This window comes from Candidatus Igneacidithiobacillus taiwanensis, assembly GCF_031962545.1.
Classification (GTDB): domain Bacteria; phylum Pseudomonadota; class Gammaproteobacteria; order Acidithiobacillales; family Acidithiobacillaceae; genus Igneacidithiobacillus; species Igneacidithiobacillus taiwanensis.
Map to the genome: position 1 here is coordinate 1 of NZ_JAVRKK010000042.1, position 16727 is coordinate 16727.

Here is a 16727-nt window from a genome sequence, read left to right on the forward strand (position 1 = left end):
TGAGGATGGTCATGCGCGAGACCGTTGCCTCGTGGGTAGGCGCAACGGTCATCGCCTCGATGTTGTAGCCGCGCGCCGAGAAGAGCCCAGCCACCCGCGACAGGGCGCCCGCCTCATTTTCCAGCAAAACCGAAATGATATGTCGGCGCATGGGTCAGACCAGGATCATATCGGAAAGCGCGGCTCCCGCGGGCACCATGGGATAGACATTTTCTGTACGATCGACGAGAAAGTCCATGAACACTAGCCGATCTTTGAGACGCAAGGCCTCGCGAATCACCGGCTCGACATCACTGGGCTGCTTTGCCTGCAGCCCGATGTGCCCGTAGGCCTCTGCCAGCTTCACAAAATCCGGCAGGGCATCCATGTAACTCATGGCATAGCGCTCTTCGTAAAAGAATTCCTGCCACTGCCGCACCATGCCCAAATAGCCGTTGTTGAGACAGGCCACTTTGATCGGCAGCTTGTACTGCTTACAGGTGGAGAGCTCCTGAATATTCATCTGGATACTGCCTTCGCCCGTCACGCACAGCACGGTACGATCGGGCTCTGCCATCTGCGCACCCATGGCAGCCGGCAGGCCAAAGCCCATGGTGCCTAGGCCACCGCTGTTGATCCAACGACGCGGGCGATCGAAGCCGTAAAATTGCGCTGCCCACATCTGGTGCTGGCCGACATCGGAGGTCACAATCGCGTCGCCACCGGTGAGTTCAAAGAGCTTTTGAATGACGAATTGCGGTTTGATGATGCTGTCTCCCTGCTCGTAATGAAGACAATTCCGCGCCCGCCATTCCTCGATCTGCGCCCACCAGCGCTGCAACTGCTCGGCGTCGGGGCGGATATCCATCTCCACCGCAAGCTCATTCATCTCCTGCAGCACCGAGCGCAGATCGCCGACCACCGGAATGTCGACCTTCACATTCTTCGAGATCGATGCCGGATCGACATCGACATGGATGATCTTGGCATGCGGGGCAAAATGGCTGAGGTTGCCGGTCACCCGATCATCGAAGCGCGCCCCCAGGGCAACCAGCACGTCGCAATGCTGCACCGCCATGTTCGCTTCGTAAGTACCATGCATGCCGAGCATACCCAGAAACTGCCGGTCGGATGCGGGATAGGCACCCAAGCCCACGAGTGTTTGGGTGATGGGAGCGCCGAAATGGCGCACCAGCCGGGTGAGTTCGGTAGCGCTGTCGGAGAGAATGACGCCACCGCCGGTATAGAAGAGCGGCCGTTCACTCGCGGCAATGAGCTGCAAGGCCTTGCGCAGCTGACCGCTGTGCCCCTTGACCGTGGGCTTGTAGGAGCGCAGCTGGACCTTTTCCGGATAGTCATAGACGCAGCGTTTGGCGGTAACATCCTTGGGGATGTCGATGAGTACCGGACCCGGCCGCCCCGAAGCTGCGAGGTAAAATGCCGTCTTGATGGTCTGGGCGAGCTCGCGCACGTCGCGCACCAAAAAATTATGCTTGGTGCAGGGGCGAGTGATGCCGACGGTATCCACTTCCTGGAAGGCGTCATTGCCGATCAGAGCCACGGGTACCTGGCCGGTAATCACGACGAGGGGGATGGAATCCATGAAGGCCGTGGCGATACCGGTAACCGCATTGGTCGCTCCCGGACCGCTGGTAACCAAGGCGACCCCGACCTTGCCGGTAGCACGAGAATACGCATCGGCGGCATGCACTGCTGCCTGCTCGTGACGCACCAACACATGCTGCACGGCATCCTGCTTGTCGAGTTCGTCGTAGATATACAATACGGCGCCGCCGGGATACCCGAAGATCGTCTCGACGCCCTCATCGCGAAGGGCACGGACAACAATCTCGGCACCGGTCATCTCTTCCGCGAGAGCCGTGTGGCCGCCTCGCTCGCGAGCCTGATTAGGGGCAGACATGATCATCACTCCTCAGAAGATTCCTGTATCGTGACCAACGCTATGCAGTTTTGACGACAGCGTCAAATAAAAATGCCTTGGCGAAACCGTGCCTTCCTCTATGCCCCCCGATGCAAGCGCTCGAGATAGCCGCGTGCCTGCGCCACCAGTCCTTCCGGCAGACCAGACTTCTCGGCAATGAGCAAGCCGAGGGACTGGCCGGCGACCCCCACCTGTAGCTCATAGGTTGGCTCTAGCCGCTCGTGATCGAAGCGCATCGAGGCATTTTGTAGAGAAGGATGCTCGGCAGCAAAGGCCTTGATGGGAGTCAGGTGGGTGGTGACCATGCCGCGAACACCGCGCCGCGCCAGCTCATCGAGGACCGCCATCGCCATCGCCGCCCCCTCTTCAGGATCAGTACCCGTGCCCAGTTCGTCGAGGAGCACCAGGGTGCGCTGATCGGCCTCGGCAAGGAGTTTTTTCAGCATGCTGATATGCCCGGAAAAGGTCGAGAGAGCAAAGGCCATGCTCTGCGGGTCACCCATATCCACAAAAATTTTCGCAAAGCGCCCGACCACTGCACGGCCACTGACCGGCACGTGCAGGCCGCATTGCGCCATCACCGTCAACAGGCCAACGGTTTTAAGGGACACACTTTTGCCACCGGTATTCGGCCCGGTCACCACCAAGATGGGGTGTTCGGCATCGATGCGTACACTCAGCGGTTTGGGTCGCGGCCCCCGGTGATCGACATGGGCCAGCCACAGCTGCGGATGCACCGCTCCCTCCAGGTGCAAGACGGCATCGTCCACCAACTCCGCTGCCTGCGCCTGCAAGTGGATGGAGAGCTGCGCCCCGGCAAGGGCAAGATCAAGCCAGGTAAGGGCGTCCATCAGCTTATTGAGGGCCGACAACTGCTCCCGTATCTCACTGGTCAGGCTGCGCAAAATGCTTTGGTTCTCTTGCTCGATGCTGCCAAAGATCTTTTCCAAGCGGTTGTTGCAGGCGACCAGATCCATGGGCTCGATGACCGTGCCGTGTCCCCCCGGGCCACTGCCTCGGCGCACCCCGCGAATCTCTTCGCGCGCGCCGTCGGGTAGATGCACCGAAAGTCGTTGCCCCGCCCAATGCGCCTTGCCAGAACCACGCAGATGCGGCTGCAATTGCCGTTGCGCCACCTCGCGTTCCTGTTTGAGCTCCTCGTACAGGGTGCGTAGGGTGGCATTACCATCCTCGCGTACCGACCCATTTGGCAAGAGCACGGCGTCGATGGCGTCGATGAGGGGGCTGCAGGCGTCCAAGACTTCCGCTCCCAGAGGCAGCAGCTGCGGCCGCGCCTCGACAAAGGGGCGCAGCTCCCGCCCCACGCGCAGAATACGGTGGAGATTGCGCAGGGCTTGGCCGGAAAGGGCGGAGCCGGGTGCTGCCGCCTGGCGCAAGGCTGGCCGCGGATCGGGCAATTCCGGCAGGACTGGACCGGTGCCCGCCTCGAGGCCGAAACGCGCAGCGGTAATCGACTCCTGCAACTGGCGAGCAGCAGCAATGGAAGGTGCGGGAGCGAGATTGCGCGCTGCATCGGCACCCATCGGGGTGGCCGAAAGCTTTTCCAGTAGCCGACGAATACCCTCAAAATCCAGCAGCTTCCACTCTCCCTCCATCACCCACCTCGCTCGTCGGAAAACAGACCATGCCACCAGCGCAGCCGCCCCTCGGGAATCACCGGCGGACCCGCCACCGGCTCCGGCGGCATGCGCGAAAGAATCCAGCCCGGCGGCACCTGTTTGCCACTACTACCGCAGGAGGCGCCGAGATTATTGGGATCGTAGATCTTCAGCAGGCGCGGCGCATCGCGGTCGTCAACATACACAATGCCCAAGTATCGCTCGCGATGGTCGTGATGCAAGAGAATATCGATTTCCGTCAACACGCGCCGAAAGGCCTCGGCCGACAGCGCTGAACTCGGTGGCTCCTGACCCACAAAATATACGTACCAGGCATCGTCCTTGGCTTCTTCCAACAAGCGGGTAACCAAGGTATCCCACTGTTGCCAGTCGCGGATGGCCCAGAGCATACCCCCATACACTTGCGTAAATTCACTCATCCTTTGCAACCTCGCCCAAAAAGCTGACGGTGATCCGTCGCGCCTGCGCTCGTTGTCGATGCTCGAGCAGAAAAATACCTTGCCAGGTACCCAGTTGTAAGCGCCCCTGCCCTACCGGCACTTGTAGGCTCTGGGTTCCAAGCAGGGAACGGATATGGGCAGACATATCGTCGGGCCCCTCGTTGCGATGGCGATAAGCGGGATCGTCGTCGGGCACCAGTTTGGCCAAAAAATCGAGCAGATCTGCCTGCACATCGGGGTCGGCATTTTCCTGCAGAGCAAGACTCGCCGAGGTATGGGGTAAAAAGAGCAAAAGCCAGCCATCGCGAGCGCCAATCTTCTCAAGCCAACCCTGCAATTGCGTGGTAAGCTCGTAAAATTGACGCCCCCGAGTGGCTAGGGTTAATTCGTGCTTATGCATCCTCATTTGCCTCGCCGGGCCCGAAAAAAATCTTGCAAAAGGACAGCGGATTCCGCCGCCAATACGCCACCCTCCCACTGCAGATGATGGTTGGCCGGGGCATTTTCGGGAAGCTGCAGGTGGCTCTCGATCACCCCAGCCTTGACATCCGCAGCGCCATACACGACCCGCGCCAGCCGCGCCTGGACGATGGCACCAAAACACATGGCACAAGGCTCGAGGGTAACGTAGAGGGTGCAACCAGCAAGACGGTAATTATTGCGCTCCTGCGCCCCAAGCCGGAGGGCGAGAATTTCGGCATGGGCCGTGGGATCACAGGTGCGGATGGGCGCATTGTGCGCCCTCGCAATCGGCTCCCCCTCTGGGCTGACGAGCACCGCGCCGACGGGCACCTCGCCCAAACTCGCAGCTCGGCGGGCCAAATCCAAGGCGACACTCATCCATTGGAGATCGAGGGCGCGGCCAGCCGAGGCCGTGAGAGAAATCGCATCCATGAATGCAGTCTAGCCATTTTCCTGGCGGCCACCAAGAATGCGCAAGTGCTCTGACTGCAAGAGCGCGCCTTGACAGTTGGGGGAATGCTGCTAATTTCCCGGGTAACCAGGATGGGAGAAAGCAGTGAAGAAATTACCTGCAATGTTCCGCCCGCCGCTAATCGGTTTGGATATCAGTACGGAAGCGGTGCGGATGGTCGAACTTTCCGGCGGGCGCGGCCAACTTTCCGTGTCCTGGGCCGATGTCGAACCCTGCACGAAAGCAGAAGTAGGTGCGGGTTCGGTTAGTTCTACTGACAACGTCACTGGTGCGTTGCAACGACTCCTGCAACGTGCGCGAAGCCGTCACAAATCCGTGGCGTCGGCTCTTTCTGCCAGCAGCGTCATCGTGAAAGTAATCTCTCTTCCAACAGGAATGCATGAGGATGCGATCGAGGGCCAAATCCGGTTTGAGGGACAGCAATACATCCCTTATCCCATGGACCAGGTGAATTTCGACTTCTCCATTCTTGGTGCAGACAAGGATCGCAGTGGTTACCAACAAGTGCTCCTCGTCGCCAGCAAAAAAGAAATCATCGAAGACCATCTCGCCATCATCGAAGCCGCGGGATTGAAAGCAAAGTTTCTCGAAGTTCGACAGTTTTCGTTATGGAATCTTTATAATCACATACATCCACAGGCCGCGAGTGAGCGATCGACGATTGCGCTCATCGAGATTGGTCACACAAGTTTCGAAATTTACGTCTTCGAGAGTGGCACTCCAATCTACTCCCGCGAGCATCAGTTTGGTATAAGCCGTTTATTGGAGCGGATAGCTCGCAACTTCGGATTGACGATGGAAGATGCTGGCCGAATGCAACGTTTTGGTGGCCTGCCAGAGAGCTACGAGACCGAGGTTCTGCAACCCTTTGTGGAAGATCTGGCAGGTGAGCTCATGCGAGCGCTCGATTTTTTCCAGACCAGCATGTCTGACATTTCCGTGCAACGGGTGGTGGTTTTTGGTAGCGGCGCCAGCCTACCCGGCATTGCCAGCAACATGCCTGGGATCCAAGTCGAAAATCCCGACCCCTTTCGCGACATGAGCCTTGCTCCAGGTGTTAACCAGCGCCTCATTCACCAGGAGGGGTCTTCACTCGCCGTTGCTTGTGGCTTGGCGCTGCGGAGATTCACGGCATGATCCTCATCAATCTTTTACCGTACCGCGACGCCAAGCGAATTCAGAACCAGCGCCTCTTTTTGGGCGGTTTGCTGCTGTTTCTCATCGTTGTCGGCATTGCCTACTACGGTCTCTATCAAATCTTTGCCAACCGAGTTTCCGAAGAGCAGGCAAAAGTAGCATATCTGCAGAGCGTTTCGCAGGAACTCGACGCGAAGATTGCATCCGTTGCCGACCTACGTAAGAAGCGTGATGCCTTGCTAGCGCGCGAGAAAACGATTACTGCACTGCAGGAACAACGTGACCTAACGGTTCGCATTTTCAACAGCCTTGCAGCCATCACTCCCAATGGCGTCTTTCTGAGTAGCTTGCAGCAAACCGGCAATAGCATCAGTCTTTCGGGCTACGCCCAGGGAAACGATCAAGTCGCCGAATTCATGCGCAAAATCGAGCAGAGCACCATCTTCGAAAAGCCGACGCTCGATATCATCAGTAAAGCACAACTAGCGGGACAGAATGCCGAGCAATTCACTCTGCAGATGCAAATCAAGCAGAACAAAACTTCCTCTGAGGCAAAGAAATGACTTGGGACGAGATCAACAATCTCCAGCTGGAAGATATTCTGCAATGGCCTGTTAAAACCAAGTTGATCGCCGCCGTGATCTTGGTCATCCTCATTGGCGCTGGTGTTTGGTTTTTCTTCATCTCACCCGAAAATGAAAAATACGAAGCCCTGCACAGCCAAGTTGCCGATCTCAAGGAGCAGGTACGCAACAAACAACTGTTGGCGGCCAACCTCCCTGCCTATCAGGCACAAATTCAGGAGATGAATCATCGTTTTTTGAGCTTTTTGCAGCAGTTGCCCGATCGATCGCAGATTCCCTCCCTACTCGACAATGTCACCCTTGCCGGCCGTAGCCGTGGTCTAGATTTCAACCTTTTCCAGCCCCTACCCGAGGTGGATAAGAACTTTTACGCAGAGATCCCAGTTAAGATCAGCGTGACGGGCACCTATGATGATCTCGGTCGCTTTGCTGCCGCGGTGGCTGCCATGCCGCGCATCGTCACCCTCGGCGACATCACCCTCAAGCCCATAGCAGAGGCACCGAATACCAGCATTGGGCAAGCCCTCAAGCCGCAACGCTTGCAAATGTCTTGCGTGGTTACTACCTATCGCTACCTTGCCGACAGCAAAACCGGAAACGCGAAATGAAAGATCCTCGGCAGCTCTTCCCGTCGCTCCTGACCTTTTTGATCCTGTTGGGTTTGGGCGGATGTTCCCGACATGATGACATGGCATCCCTGCACGCTTTTGTCAACGACGCGCCAGCGCTGCACCCCCAAATCCAGCCGCTGCCCGCCATTCCCCACTATAGCGCCACCCCGTACGAAAACCCTTCGCAACGTGATCCTTTCGCCAGTTTTTCGCAGATTGCTTTGTGGCGACAAGCGGCCAACGCCAGTCACGATCCCCTCCCGGTCACCAAAGGCCCGCTGCAGCCTCTACAAAAGTACGCCCTTGGCAGCATTACCCTGAGCGGAATCGTACAGGCGGATGGCCGCTACTGGGGCGTCTTCCTGACCCCAGAGGGCAAAGTGTACCGTGCTGGTGTGGGCGATCCGATTGGCGACAAATCGGGCAAAATCATTGCCATCGATGCCGAAAAGCACAGCGTGACCGTGATGCAATACGAACCAAACGCCTTCGGTGGTTATGTCAAGCAGAATACGACCATGCAGTTCCACACCAATGATCAAAATTGAAGTTCAGACCAGTAGGATGATGCCCATGCGCACCGACTTTCCAAATGCTCACTCTCCCGCCACCACGAAAACCACATCGTGGCGATCAGCGCGCTTACTACGCTTTGGAATTGGCGTCTTTGGCCTTCTCGGCGCCCCCGTCATCTACGCCCAAAGCCTGATCAGCAGCGTGCAGGTCGTCGGTCAGGGCGACGCAACTGTATTGCAGATCCGCAGCGATACCCGCCCCAATTATGACGTCAATATTCTCAACCATGGGTATCGGGTACGGATTCGCTTCGACGACGCCCATTTTCTCCCCAGCGCCGAGAACGTCGTTGGTGGCGGTAACATCGAAAATGTGTTGACCGAAAACGTGGGACACGATGCCGAGATCGATCTTCTGCTTTCCAAACCGCAAGCAGTCATGGTCCAGCCTGCCCCGCATGGATACCGTATCCAACTTGCGGCACTGAAAAATGCCAGTGCTGCGCCCACGGAGCAGCCGACAGCCGCCAGCCAGGCTCCGACTGCCAACACGCTCTCTACCTACCCAAGCCCGACCGTCGCGGCGAGTAGTGTCACGGGTGCCCCCGATACTGTAGCCGTGAGCAGCATCGGCGCCACTCGCATCGAGGATCTTACCTTTCGTCGCGAGAAAGACGGGGCCGGTATGCTGCGCTTGTCCACTTCGGGTCTGCAGCCGCGCATGAATATCACCCGCGAGGCCGGACGCCTGATCGTTACCCTGCACGATACCCAAGTTCCGAGCAGCCTCGTGCATCGTTTCGGTACCGATCAATTTGGCACGCCGGTGCAGTATGTCGACGTCTACCCCCTAGGGCAAGACACTCGCCTGGTTTTCTACGTCCAAGAGCCCTTCAGTTATTCTGCCTACCAGCTGAATGGCCAGACGTTGATTGCGGTACGGGAGAAAGAGGCAACGACTGCTAGCAATCCCATGGACAGCAAGCGGCTGAGCATGGATTTCCAAAACATCAGCGTGCGTGATGCCCTGCAGGTGATTGCCGACTTCACGCATCAGAATATCGTCGTCTCCAACAGCGTCAACGGGAGTCTGTCCATTCGCCTGAAGAATGAGCCCTGGCAGGAAGCCCTCCAGGTCATCCTCGAATCTCAGGGCTTGGGCATCAAGCATATCGGCAACATTCTTTGGGTTGCGCCTGCCGGGCAAATCACCAGCCAGGAGGAGGCCGAACTCAAAGCTGCAGCAACCAAGCGCAAACTCGAACCCTTGGTCACCGAGATGATTCCGCTCCAGTATGCCAAAGCCAGCGAAATTGCCGAACTGCTGCGCGGCTTTTCCGAAAAAATCAATGGGAAAGAGGATGGACTGAACAGTCAACAGAGCCAAAGTCTGGCTGCGGCCCTCGGCATCCCCAGCTCCAACCTCATTGGCAACTCTTTGCTTGGACCGCGCGGCTCGGTCGCCGTCGTCACCCGCACCAATAGCCTCCTCGTGCGCGATACGCCGCAGGATATCGACAACATCAAAAAGCTGATCGCCAAAATCGATCGCCCCGTACCACAAGTGCTGATAGAAGCGCGCATCGTTCAAATCACCACCAATGCTGCACAGTCCCTCGGCATTCAGTGGGGTGGCACCTACACCTCCGGCGGGGGTGGCGGCATCATCAATCTTTCCGGTACCGGGGCATCGGCTGGCAGCTCCTCCACCGGTGGCACAACGGGTTCCGGTGGCACCAGCTCGCAAGGAGGGAACTTCCCAATCAATGGTGGACTCACGGGCGTACCGGCCTTGGTCAACCTGCCGGCCTATGCGCCCAGTGGCAGCCCTCTCACTGGCCTCAACCCGGCCTCCCTGGGTTTTGCCCTGGGTAACGCCTCCGGCAGTCGCATTCTCAACCTGCAGCTGCAGGCTCTGCAGGCCGCCAACAAGGCAAAGATCATCTCGAGCCCCAAGGTACTAACGGAAGACAACGAAACCGCCACCATCGCGCAGGGTACGGAAATTCCCTATCAGCAGGCATCCAGCAGTGGCGCAACGGCGGTCACCTTCAAAAAGGCTGAACTTAGCCTGAAAGTCACTCCGCACATCGCCCCCAATGGCAAAGTCACCATGGACATAGAAGCAACCAATAATCAACCCAACTACGCCCAGGTGACCGCAGGTGGTGTGCCGATCAATACTCAAGAGGTAAAAACCAAGCTGCTCGTCAATAATGGGCAAACGGTCGTCATCGGCGGCATCTATACCGAAACCAACAGTTCCACACAGTCCGGTGTGCCTCTACTAAAGGACATCCCGCTACTGGGCTGGCTGTTCAAAGCGAAAGAGTTTAACACTGCCCAGACTGAGCTTCTGGTATTCATTACCCCGAAGGTGGTGGGCGGGGCAAACACCGAGGCAGACGCTGGCTAGGATCATCCTCATCGGTCCCATGGGATCGGGAAAAAGCACCATTGGCCGCCTGTTGGCGGCCCGTTTGCGTTGGCAATTTGTCGATTCCGACGCGCGCATCGTGGCAGCAACCGGGGTCGACATCCCTACCATCTTTGCCATCGAGGGCGAGGCCGGCTTTCGCGAGCGCGAGCATCGCGCACTTTGCGAGATTGCGGATGAGCCCGAGGATATCGTCCTCGCCACTGGCGGCGGTGCCATTCTCGATCCACGCAATCGTCGTCTCTTGCGGCAGATGGGCGAGGTGATCTACCTCGAGGTCAGCGTTGCCGAGCAATGGCGACGTCTGCGTCACGATCGCCAGCGCCCGCTACTGCAAGTGGAGGATCTGCGCCAACGCCTCGAAGCTCTGGCGGCCGAGCGCACGCCGCTTTACCGAGAAACTGCACATTGGCGAGTACGAGGCGATAACCTGCGCTCGGATCAGGTGCTTCGCCAAATTCTTCGTCACCTACGCGATCTCTACCAGCCCTAGTCAAAAAACTTTGCAGGCGGCCTGCTCGCCCCTACAATGGAGCAAACCTTGTCACCACAGAGATCCTCCATGCTCAGCCTCCAGGTCCAACTTGGCGCTCGCTCCTACCCCATCCACATCGGCCCGGGCCTACTGCACGATGCGCAGCAATTCCTGCCCTATCTCCGCTCGGGCCCCGTCGCCATTCTTACCGACGATCTGGTTGCCCCCCTCTACCTTGCTGCCCTGCGCGAAACCTTGGCACACTCCCACCAGCCCTTGATCGAAATCGTCGTTCCCCATGGCGAGCAGAGCAAATCCCTCGCGCAAGTAGAGGAGGTCTGCGGGCAGATGCTAGCTGCCGGCCTGGGTCGCGACAGTACGCTTTGCGCCCTGGGAGGCGGCGTCATCGGCGATCTCGGCGGTTTCGTGGCGGCTATCTATCAGCGCGGGATTCCCTTTGTGCAGATTCCCACTACCCTACTCGCCATGGTCGACTCCTCCGTTGGTGGTAAAACTGGGGTCAATCATCCCCTCGGCAAGAACATGATTGGTGCCTTTTATCAGCCACGCGCGGTCATTGTCGACATCGATACCCTCGATAGTCTGCCCGAGCGAGAATTTCGCTCCGGCTTGGCAGAGGTCATCAAATATGGGCTAATCAACAACCCGGGATTTTTCAGCTGGTTGGAGGACCACCTGGAAGCCATTCTTGCCGAGGATGGCGACGCCGTGAGCCGGGTCATTCATGACTCCTGCGCCGACAAGGCGGACGTCGTGGCCCGGGACGAACTCGAGAGTGGCTTGCGCGCCATTCTCAACTATGGCCACACCTTCGGTCACGCTATTGAAGCAGCGACCGGCTATGGAACCTTTCTCCATGGCGAGGCAGTGGCCATTGGCATGATCATGGCGGCCGACCTATCCCGACGTCTCGATCTATTGCGTGAAAGCGAGCAGGAGCGAATTTTTCGTCTCATCCAGGCCACTGGCCTGCCCACCCATGCGCCGCGCCTCCCCGTCGATGACTACCTGCGCTATATGCGCATCGACAAAAAGGCGGCCGGAGGGCAGATGCGCTTCGTCCTCTTGCGCGGCATTGGCGAATGCGTCATTACCGGCGAGGTGCCGGAGGCAGCCCTGCGGCAAACCCTCAATGCCTTTATGGAGTGAGAGATGAGCAAGCACAACAAAACTACCAGCGAACTCGAAGAGGAGATTCAGGCGCGCCTGCGAATCGCGCCCGAAGCCTGCCTGCGTATTGGCAATTTCGGCTTCATCGAACTCGAGGATAGCTGGGGTGATGAGGCAACCATCGTCAATACCGCCCGCATCAGCACCACCAACAATCGGCTGCGCAACGCCGAATCCTTTTCCGAGCGTGATCGTAATCTGCTATATCAGCTCCTGCGCGACCAGCATGGCACCCCTTTCGAAACCGTCTACTTTCGCTTTCGTTTCGTGGCCCCAATATTTGTGCTGCGGCAGTGGGTCAAACATCGTATCTCGAGCTGGAACGAGTTCTCGATGCGTTATCGTAAGCCCATATCTGAGGCATACATCCCCGATCTTGCCGCCCGCAGCGTCGATGGTTATGCCGTCCTCGACGAGCAAGCAGTGCAAGAGTACGAAGAGCTACTGCAGGGTCTCTTTGCCTGGTATGAGCGCCAGTATGAGCAGGCCTGCGCGCGTATCGATGCGGATCGCGAGGCGGGTCTGATACCCGCAAAGAGTGGCGGTCGGGATCCTTATCGTGGCCGTGCCCGCGAGTTACTGCGTAATGTCATGCCGGTGGCCGCCTATTCCGATGTCTACTGGACGGTAAATTTTCGTAGCCTGATGAATTTTTTCCGTCTGCGACGCAAGCCCGATGCGCAGTACGAGATTCGCCAGTATGCCGACGCCGCGTACTTGCTTTTTTCCCGGCGTCTCCCTCTCCTCGCCAGCACCATGGAACAAGTCTTGGCGGAGCAAGGCAACTGAATATGGCGCATCCTTTGGCACCCTATGCGGCACATCCGGAGCAGAGCCGCGGTCGCCGCCATGCCGAGGCCGAGCCCAGTGACGGACGCAGTGCTTATCAGCGCGATCGTGACCGCGTCATCCACTCTACCGCCTTCCGGCGTCTCGAATACAAGACTCAGGTCTTCGTCAATCATGAGGGCGATCTCTATCGCACCCGCCTCACCCACAGCCTCGAGGTTGGTCAGGTAGCGCGCTCGATCGCGCGGCAGCTGCATCTCGACGAAGACCTAGTTGAAGCCATCTCCCTCGCGCACGATCTTGGCCACACCCCCTTCGGCCATGCCGGTCAGGATGCCCTCAATGCGGCCATGGCCGAGCACGGCGGTTTTGAGCACAATATTCAGTCCTTGCGCGTGGTCGACGTTCTCGAACAACGCTACGGCGATTTTCCCGGCCTCAACCTCACTTTCGAGACCCGCGAGGGCATCCTCAAACACTGCAGCCGCAATCGTGCCGCCAAACTAGGAGATGTTGGTGAGCGTTTCCTCAAGGGCGAGCAGGCTAGCCTAGAGGCGCAAATCACCAATTTGGCGGATGAGATCGCCTACAACAATCATGATATCGACGACGGCTTGCGCGCCGGCTTGCTAGATCTAACCGAACTTTGTGAGCAGACCATGTTTGGACCCATCTATCGCGAAGTCAGCCAACGCTATCCCCACGCCAGCGCCAATGTTTTGCGCCACGAGGCCGGACGCCGCCTGATCAATCTGCTCATCACCGACCTCGTCCAACACACGCGTGCCCGCATCGAAGCGGCGGGGATTGGCAGCGTGGCAGAGATTCGCCAGCACGGCGAGCCCCTTGCCGCGCACAGTCCGGAGATGAGCCGCGCCATTCGCACCCTCAAGGCCTATTTACTGCATAACTTGTATCGACACCCGCGTGTGCATCGGCAGGCAGAAAAGGCCAAACGCACGGTGCAGCAGATTTTCAGCCTGCTCTACGACGATCCCCGGCTCTTACCGCGCAAATATCAGGCACGTCTGCTTTCCACCGACGGCGATCTGCGGCGGCGTGCTCGAGTGGTTGCCGATTATATCGCCGGCATGACCGACCGCTTTGCCATTGCAGAGTACGAGAGGCTATTCAACCCTCGCGCTGGCGCATGATTATTTACTGATATGCTTCATTTTTCGGGTTTATCACAAAATAAAAAAACTGTTGCTGTTGCCCGCAAAGGATCCGAGATACACTCTAGTTGGACAAAAACGTACGGGATGAGGAGAAGATCGATGATGAAAAAAATGGTAATGGCAACACTGGTGGGTTCGGTACTGGCAGCGCCTGCGCTTGCTTTTGCAGCGGCGCCAGAATTCATGTCTCCGGAGTGGGCGCAGGAGTTGTGCAACGCCTGGAATCAAAACAGCACCCTTACCACCAAGTTAGCGGGCTCCTGGGTGAAGAATAACGGCGGCAAGGGTTACAAGGTCATGGAGATTTCCGACTCCAGCATGAAATCGACGCCACCGGTGCAGTTGGAAATTGCGGCCAAGGATGGTAAGGCCGAATGCGTCTACGGCGGCGCCGCCAAGGTAAGCAAGTTGAACTATGATTACGACTACAAGATGTGGGCCACGACCCATGACTGGCACCACATGGGCTCACCCATGATGGCGATGATGGTTGGCCGTCTAAACTTCAAGGGACCAAAAATGGAAGCCATGGAAAACATGGCTCCCTTCGCCGAATTCCTGAAACTCGTCAAGGAAGTACCGGCCACCGTACCGGCTTCGTAAGCGCAGAGTTTGCGTAACGCCCGATCCGATGGATCGGGCGTTTTTTATTCCGTTGCTGGCGCCTGTAATTTTTCCCGCAATAGCGCGTTGACTAGATCAGGGTTGGCTTTGCCTTGGCTCACCTTCATTACCTGCCCAATAAAAAAGCCGAAGAGCTTTTCTTTACCGCTACGATACTCCGCCGCTTGCTGCGGATTTTTGGCAATGATTTCATCAATCATTGCAGCAATAGCGGTGTTATCCGTAATTTGCCGCAAGCCTCGGGCATCGATGATGGCATCGACACTGCCTCCCTCATGAAAAAGGATTTCGAAGATTTCCTTGGCAATCTTGCCAGAGACCGTTTGGTCGGCAATGCGCGCGAGCAGGATTTGTAGCTCCCGCGCCGGCACTGGGCAGGTCTCGATTTCCAGTCCCGCTTTGTTCAAGGCACCCAAGAGATCACCCATGATCCAATTTGCTGCCAGCTTGGCATCCTGCCCCGTCGCCACCGCCTCGTAGTAATCCGCGAGTTCGCGCTGGGCGGTGAGTACGGCGGCATCGTAGGCCGGCAAGCCATACTGCGCCATGAAGCGCGCCTTGCGCGCATCCGGCAACTCGGGCAGTGACTTGCGCACCTGCTCTATCCGTTCCGCATCGAGCTGCAGGGGGAGCAGATCGGGGTCAGGGAAATAGCGATAGTCATTCGCCTCTTCCTTGCTACGCATGGAGCGGGTCTCGCCCGAGTTGGCGTCAAAGAGCCTTGTCTCCTGAACGACTTTGCCGCCACTTTCGAGAATATCCTGCTGGCGAAGCATCTCGTAGCTGATCGCTTTTTCCAAAAAACGGAAGGAATTCAGATTCTTCACCTCCGCCCGCGTACCGAAGGGCGCTCCCGGTCGACGCAAAGAAACATTGGCATCGCATCGGAAAGACCCTTCCTGCATGTTGCCATCCGAGATATCGAGATAACGCACCAAGGCATGCAGCTTTTTCAGGTAAGCAACTGCCTCAGCCGCAGAACGCATGTCGGGCTCCGACACGATCTCCAGCAAGGGCGTACCGGCCCGATTGAGATCGATGCCCGACTCGCCGGGATAGGCGTCGTGGAGAGATTTTCCGGCATCCTCCTCGAGATGGGCGCGAGTAATTCCTACCCGCTTTTCCTCGCCATTGGGCAGGAGCACATCCAAATACCCGCGCCCAACAATGGGAATTTCGTACTGACTGATCTGATACCCCTTGGGAAGGTCAGGATAGAAGTAATTCTTGCGGGCGAAAATGCTCCGATGATTGATCTCTGCACCAATGGCCAAGCCAAAGGCAATGGCCTTATCGACCGCCGCCGCATTGAGAACCGGCAAGGAACCGGGCATGGCCAAACAAACCGGACAGGTATGGGCATTGGGTTCGGCCCCAAAGGCGGTGGAGCAAGCGCAAAAAATCTTGCTGCGGGTGTTGAGCTGCACATGCACCTCGAGCCCGATGACTACCTCCCAAGCCATACTCATTGTTCCTCCCAAGCCGGCGCACGCCGATGCCAATCGGTATCTCTCTGGTAGGCTGCAGCCACCCCTAACAACAACTCATCGGCAAAATAGTCGCCCATGATTTGCAAACCAATGGGTAGGCCTTCCTTACTGAAACCACAGGGCAGGCTGAGGGCCGGAATGCCCGCCAAATTGACGGCTATGGTATAGATATCGGCTAGATACATAGACACCGGGTCGGCACTCTTCGCCCCCAGGGCAAAAGCTGGCGTGGGCGTGGTCGGCCCCATGATCACATCCACCTCCGCAAAGGCGCGGCGAAAATCCTCGCGGATCAAGGCCCGCACCTGCTGCGCCTTGCGGTAGTAGGCATCGTAGTAGCCCGCCGAGAGCACATAGGTCCCTACCAAAATGCGACGGCGCACCTCGGCACCAAAACCCTCATAGCGCGACTGCAGATAAAGCTCCTGCAGATCCTTCGCGGCCGCGCTGCGGTGGGTGTAGCGTACCCCATCGAAGCGGGAGAGGTTGCTTGAGGCTTCGGCCGGAGCCAACACGTAGTAGGTACTCACCGCATGGGCATTATGGGGCAGATGCACGGGGTGGATCTCGGCCCCCTGCGCGGCAAACCACTGAATCGCCGTTTCGACGGTCTGCGCCACCTCGGGATCGAGGCCCGCACCAAAAAACTCCGCCGGCACGCCCACGCGCAAGCCTTGCAAGCTGCGCCCCAAGGCGGCACTGAATCGACCGCCGCCCTGGGGGTGACTGGTGGAATCGAGGGGATCATGGCCGGCCATCGC

The 16727-nt window shown here is 58.0% G+C and carries 18 protein-coding genes; 10 read left to right on the plus strand and 8 right to left on the minus strand.

What is annotated here, in order from left to right:
- The 6 genes from ilvN to tadA form a co-directional block, all read right to left on the minus strand.
- A partial coding sequence (ilvN, locus tag RTI30_RS07400; protein WP_312283583.1) for an acetolactate synthase small subunit occupies nt 1–151 on the minus strand: 151 nt, incomplete at its 3' end.
- A 3-nt stretch (nt 152–154) separates the two neighbouring features.
- Nucleotides 155–1900: a biosynthetic-type acetolactate synthase large subunit gene (gene ilvB, locus RTI30_RS07405; protein WP_312261152.1), complete on the minus strand. Its 1746-nt coding sequence runs from the start codon at nt 1898–1900 to the stop codon at nt 155–157.
- Between the two features lie 98 nt (nt 1901–1998).
- The gene (locus RTI30_RS07410; protein WP_312261151.1) at nt 1999–3537 is read right to left on the minus strand and encodes an endonuclease MutS2; all 1539 of its coding nucleotides are present in this window, start codon (nt 3535–3537) and stop codon (nt 1999–2001) included.
- Entirely contained in the window at nt 3537–3980 is a 444-nt protein-coding gene (locus RTI30_RS07415; RefSeq protein WP_312261150.1) for a hypothetical protein, read from the minus strand. Before RTI30_RS07415 ends, RTI30_RS07410 begins: the two co-directional genes overlap by 1 nt.
- The gene (locus RTI30_RS07420) at nt 3973–4407 is read right to left on the minus strand and encodes a secondary thiamine-phosphate synthase enzyme YjbQ (RefSeq protein ID WP_312283581.1); all 435 of its coding nucleotides are present in this window, start codon (nt 4405–4407) and stop codon (nt 3973–3975) included. Before RTI30_RS07420 ends, RTI30_RS07415 begins: the two co-directional genes overlap by 8 nt.
- Nucleotides 4404–4895, minus strand: a complete 492-nt coding sequence (tadA, locus tag RTI30_RS07425; protein ID WP_312261147.1) for a tRNA adenosine(34) deaminase TadA — start codon at nt 4893–4895, stop codon at nt 4404–4406. The genes RTI30_RS07420 and tadA overlap by 4 nt, the downstream gene beginning before the upstream one ends.
- 124 nt (nt 4896–5019) lie before the next feature.
- Between tadA and pilM the strand changes: the two genes are divergently transcribed.
- From pilM to RTI30_RS07475, 10 genes are all read left to right on the plus strand, one after another.
- Nucleotides 5020–6072 (plus strand): type IV pilus assembly protein PilM, encoded by a 1053-nt coding sequence (pilM, locus tag RTI30_RS07430; RefSeq protein ID WP_312261145.1) that lies wholly within the window; start codon nt 5020–5022, stop codon nt 6070–6072.
- A complete protein-coding gene (locus tag RTI30_RS07435; protein ID WP_312261143.1) occupies nt 6069–6635 on the plus strand; it encodes a PilN domain-containing protein in 567 nt (188 codons plus the stop codon). The genes pilM and RTI30_RS07435 overlap by 4 nt, the downstream gene beginning before the upstream one ends.
- Nucleotides 6632–7264, plus strand: coding sequence for a type 4a pilus biogenesis protein PilO (locus tag RTI30_RS07440; RefSeq protein ID WP_312261142.1), 633 nt, complete (start codon nt 6632–6634; stop codon nt 7262–7264). The genes RTI30_RS07435 and RTI30_RS07440 overlap by 4 nt, the downstream gene beginning before the upstream one ends.
- Complete coding sequence (locus RTI30_RS07445) at nt 7261–7815, plus strand: pilus assembly protein PilP (protein ID WP_312261141.1); 555 nt, start codon at nt 7261–7263, stop codon at nt 7813–7815. The genes RTI30_RS07440 and RTI30_RS07445 overlap by 4 nt, the downstream gene beginning before the upstream one ends.
- A gap of 25 nt (nt 7816–7840) precedes the next feature.
- Nucleotides 7841–10198 (plus strand): type IV pilus secretin PilQ family protein, encoded by a 2358-nt coding sequence (locus tag RTI30_RS07450; protein ID WP_312261139.1) that lies wholly within the window; start codon nt 7841–7843, stop codon nt 10196–10198.
- Nucleotides 10199–10217: 19 nt separating this feature from the next.
- A complete protein-coding gene (locus RTI30_RS07455; RefSeq protein WP_409449690.1) occupies nt 10218–10712 on the plus strand; it encodes a shikimate kinase in 495 nt (164 codons plus the stop codon).
- 69 nt (nt 10713–10781) lie between these two features.
- Complete coding sequence (gene aroB, locus RTI30_RS07460; RefSeq protein WP_312261137.1) at nt 10782–11864, plus strand: 3-dehydroquinate synthase; 1083 nt, start codon at nt 10782–10784, stop codon at nt 11862–11864.
- Between the two features lie 3 nt (nt 11865–11867).
- On the plus strand, nt 11868–12674 hold the full coding sequence (gene thyX / locus RTI30_RS07465; protein WP_312261135.1) for an FAD-dependent thymidylate synthase: 807 nt from the start codon (nt 11868–11870) through the stop codon (nt 12672–12674).
- A gap of 2 nt (nt 12675–12676) precedes the next feature.
- On the plus strand, nt 12677–13828 hold the full coding sequence (locus tag RTI30_RS07470; RefSeq protein ID WP_312261133.1) for a deoxyguanosinetriphosphate triphosphohydrolase: 1152 nt from the start codon (nt 12677–12679) through the stop codon (nt 13826–13828).
- A gap of 123 nt (nt 13829–13951) precedes the next feature.
- Nucleotides 13952–14455 (plus strand): SCP2 sterol-binding domain-containing protein, encoded by a 504-nt coding sequence (locus tag RTI30_RS07475; protein ID WP_312261131.1) that lies wholly within the window; start codon nt 13952–13954, stop codon nt 14453–14455.
- A gap of 44 nt (nt 14456–14499) precedes the next feature.
- Here the strand turns inward: RTI30_RS07475 and gatB are convergent, their stop codons facing one another.
- Together gatB and RTI30_RS07485 are read right to left on the minus strand one after the other, a co-directional pair.
- Entirely contained in the window at nt 14500–15939 is a 1440-nt protein-coding gene (gene gatB / locus RTI30_RS07480; protein ID WP_409449691.1) for an Asp-tRNA(Asn)/Glu-tRNA(Gln) amidotransferase subunit GatB, read from the minus strand.
- 2 nt (nt 15940–15941) lie between these two features.
- A partial coding sequence (locus tag RTI30_RS07485) for an amidase family protein (RefSeq protein WP_312283582.1) occupies nt 15942–16727 on the minus strand: 786 nt, incomplete at its 5' end.

Bases quoted from the DNA above. Each gene is read 5' to 3' on its own strand.
- tadA (WP_312261147.1), bottom strand. From the start codon at position 4,895: ATGGATGCGATTTCTCTCACGGCCTCGGCTGGCCGCGCCCTCGATCTC.
- RTI30_RS07435 (WP_312261143.1), top strand. From the start codon at position 6,069: ATGATCCTCATCAATCTTTTACCGTACCGCGACGCCAAGCGAATTCAG.
- RTI30_RS07445 (WP_312261141.1), top strand. From the start codon at position 7,261: ATGAAAGATCCTCGGCAGCTCTTCCCGTCGCTCCTGACCTTTTTGATC.
- RTI30_RS07475 (WP_312261131.1), top strand. From the start codon at position 13,952: ATGATGAAAAAAATGGTAATGGCAACACTGGTGGGTTCGGTACTGGCA.
- RTI30_RS07415 (WP_312261150.1), bottom strand. From the start codon at position 3,980: ATGAGTGAATTTACGCAAGTGTATGGGGGTATGCTCTGGGCCATCCGC.
- RTI30_RS07455 (WP_409449690.1), top strand. From the start codon at position 10,218: ATGGGATCGGGAAAAAGCACCATTGGCCGCCTGTTGGCGGCCCGTTTG.
- RTI30_RS07410 (WP_312261151.1), bottom strand. From the start codon at position 3,537: ATGGAGGGAGAGTGGAAGCTGCTGGATTTTGAGGGTATTCGTCGGCTA.
- thyX (WP_312261135.1), top strand. From the start codon at position 11,868: ATGAGCAAGCACAACAAAACTACCAGCGAACTCGAAGAGGAGATTCAG.
- RTI30_RS07470 (WP_312261133.1), top strand. From the start codon at position 12,677: ATGGCGCATCCTTTGGCACCCTATGCGGCACATCCGGAGCAGAGCCGC.
- ilvB (WP_312261152.1), bottom strand. From the start codon at position 1,900: ATGTCTGCCCCTAATCAGGCTCGCGAGCGAGGCGGCCACACGGCTCTC.
- RTI30_RS07420 (WP_312283581.1), bottom strand. From the start codon at position 4,407: ATGAGGATGCATAAGCACGAATTAACCCTAGCCACTCGGGGGCGTCAA.
- aroB (WP_312261137.1), top strand. From the start codon at position 10,782: ATGCTCAGCCTCCAGGTCCAACTTGGCGCTCGCTCCTACCCCATCCAC.
- RTI30_RS07450 (WP_312261139.1), top strand. From the start codon at position 7,841: ATGCGCACCGACTTTCCAAATGCTCACTCTCCCGCCACCACGAAAACC.
- gatB (WP_409449691.1), bottom strand. From the start codon at position 15,939: ATGGCTTGGGAGGTAGTCATCGGGCTCGAGGTGCATGTGCAGCTCAAC.
- RTI30_RS07440 (WP_312261142.1), top strand. From the start codon at position 6,632: ATGACTTGGGACGAGATCAACAATCTCCAGCTGGAAGATATTCTGCAA.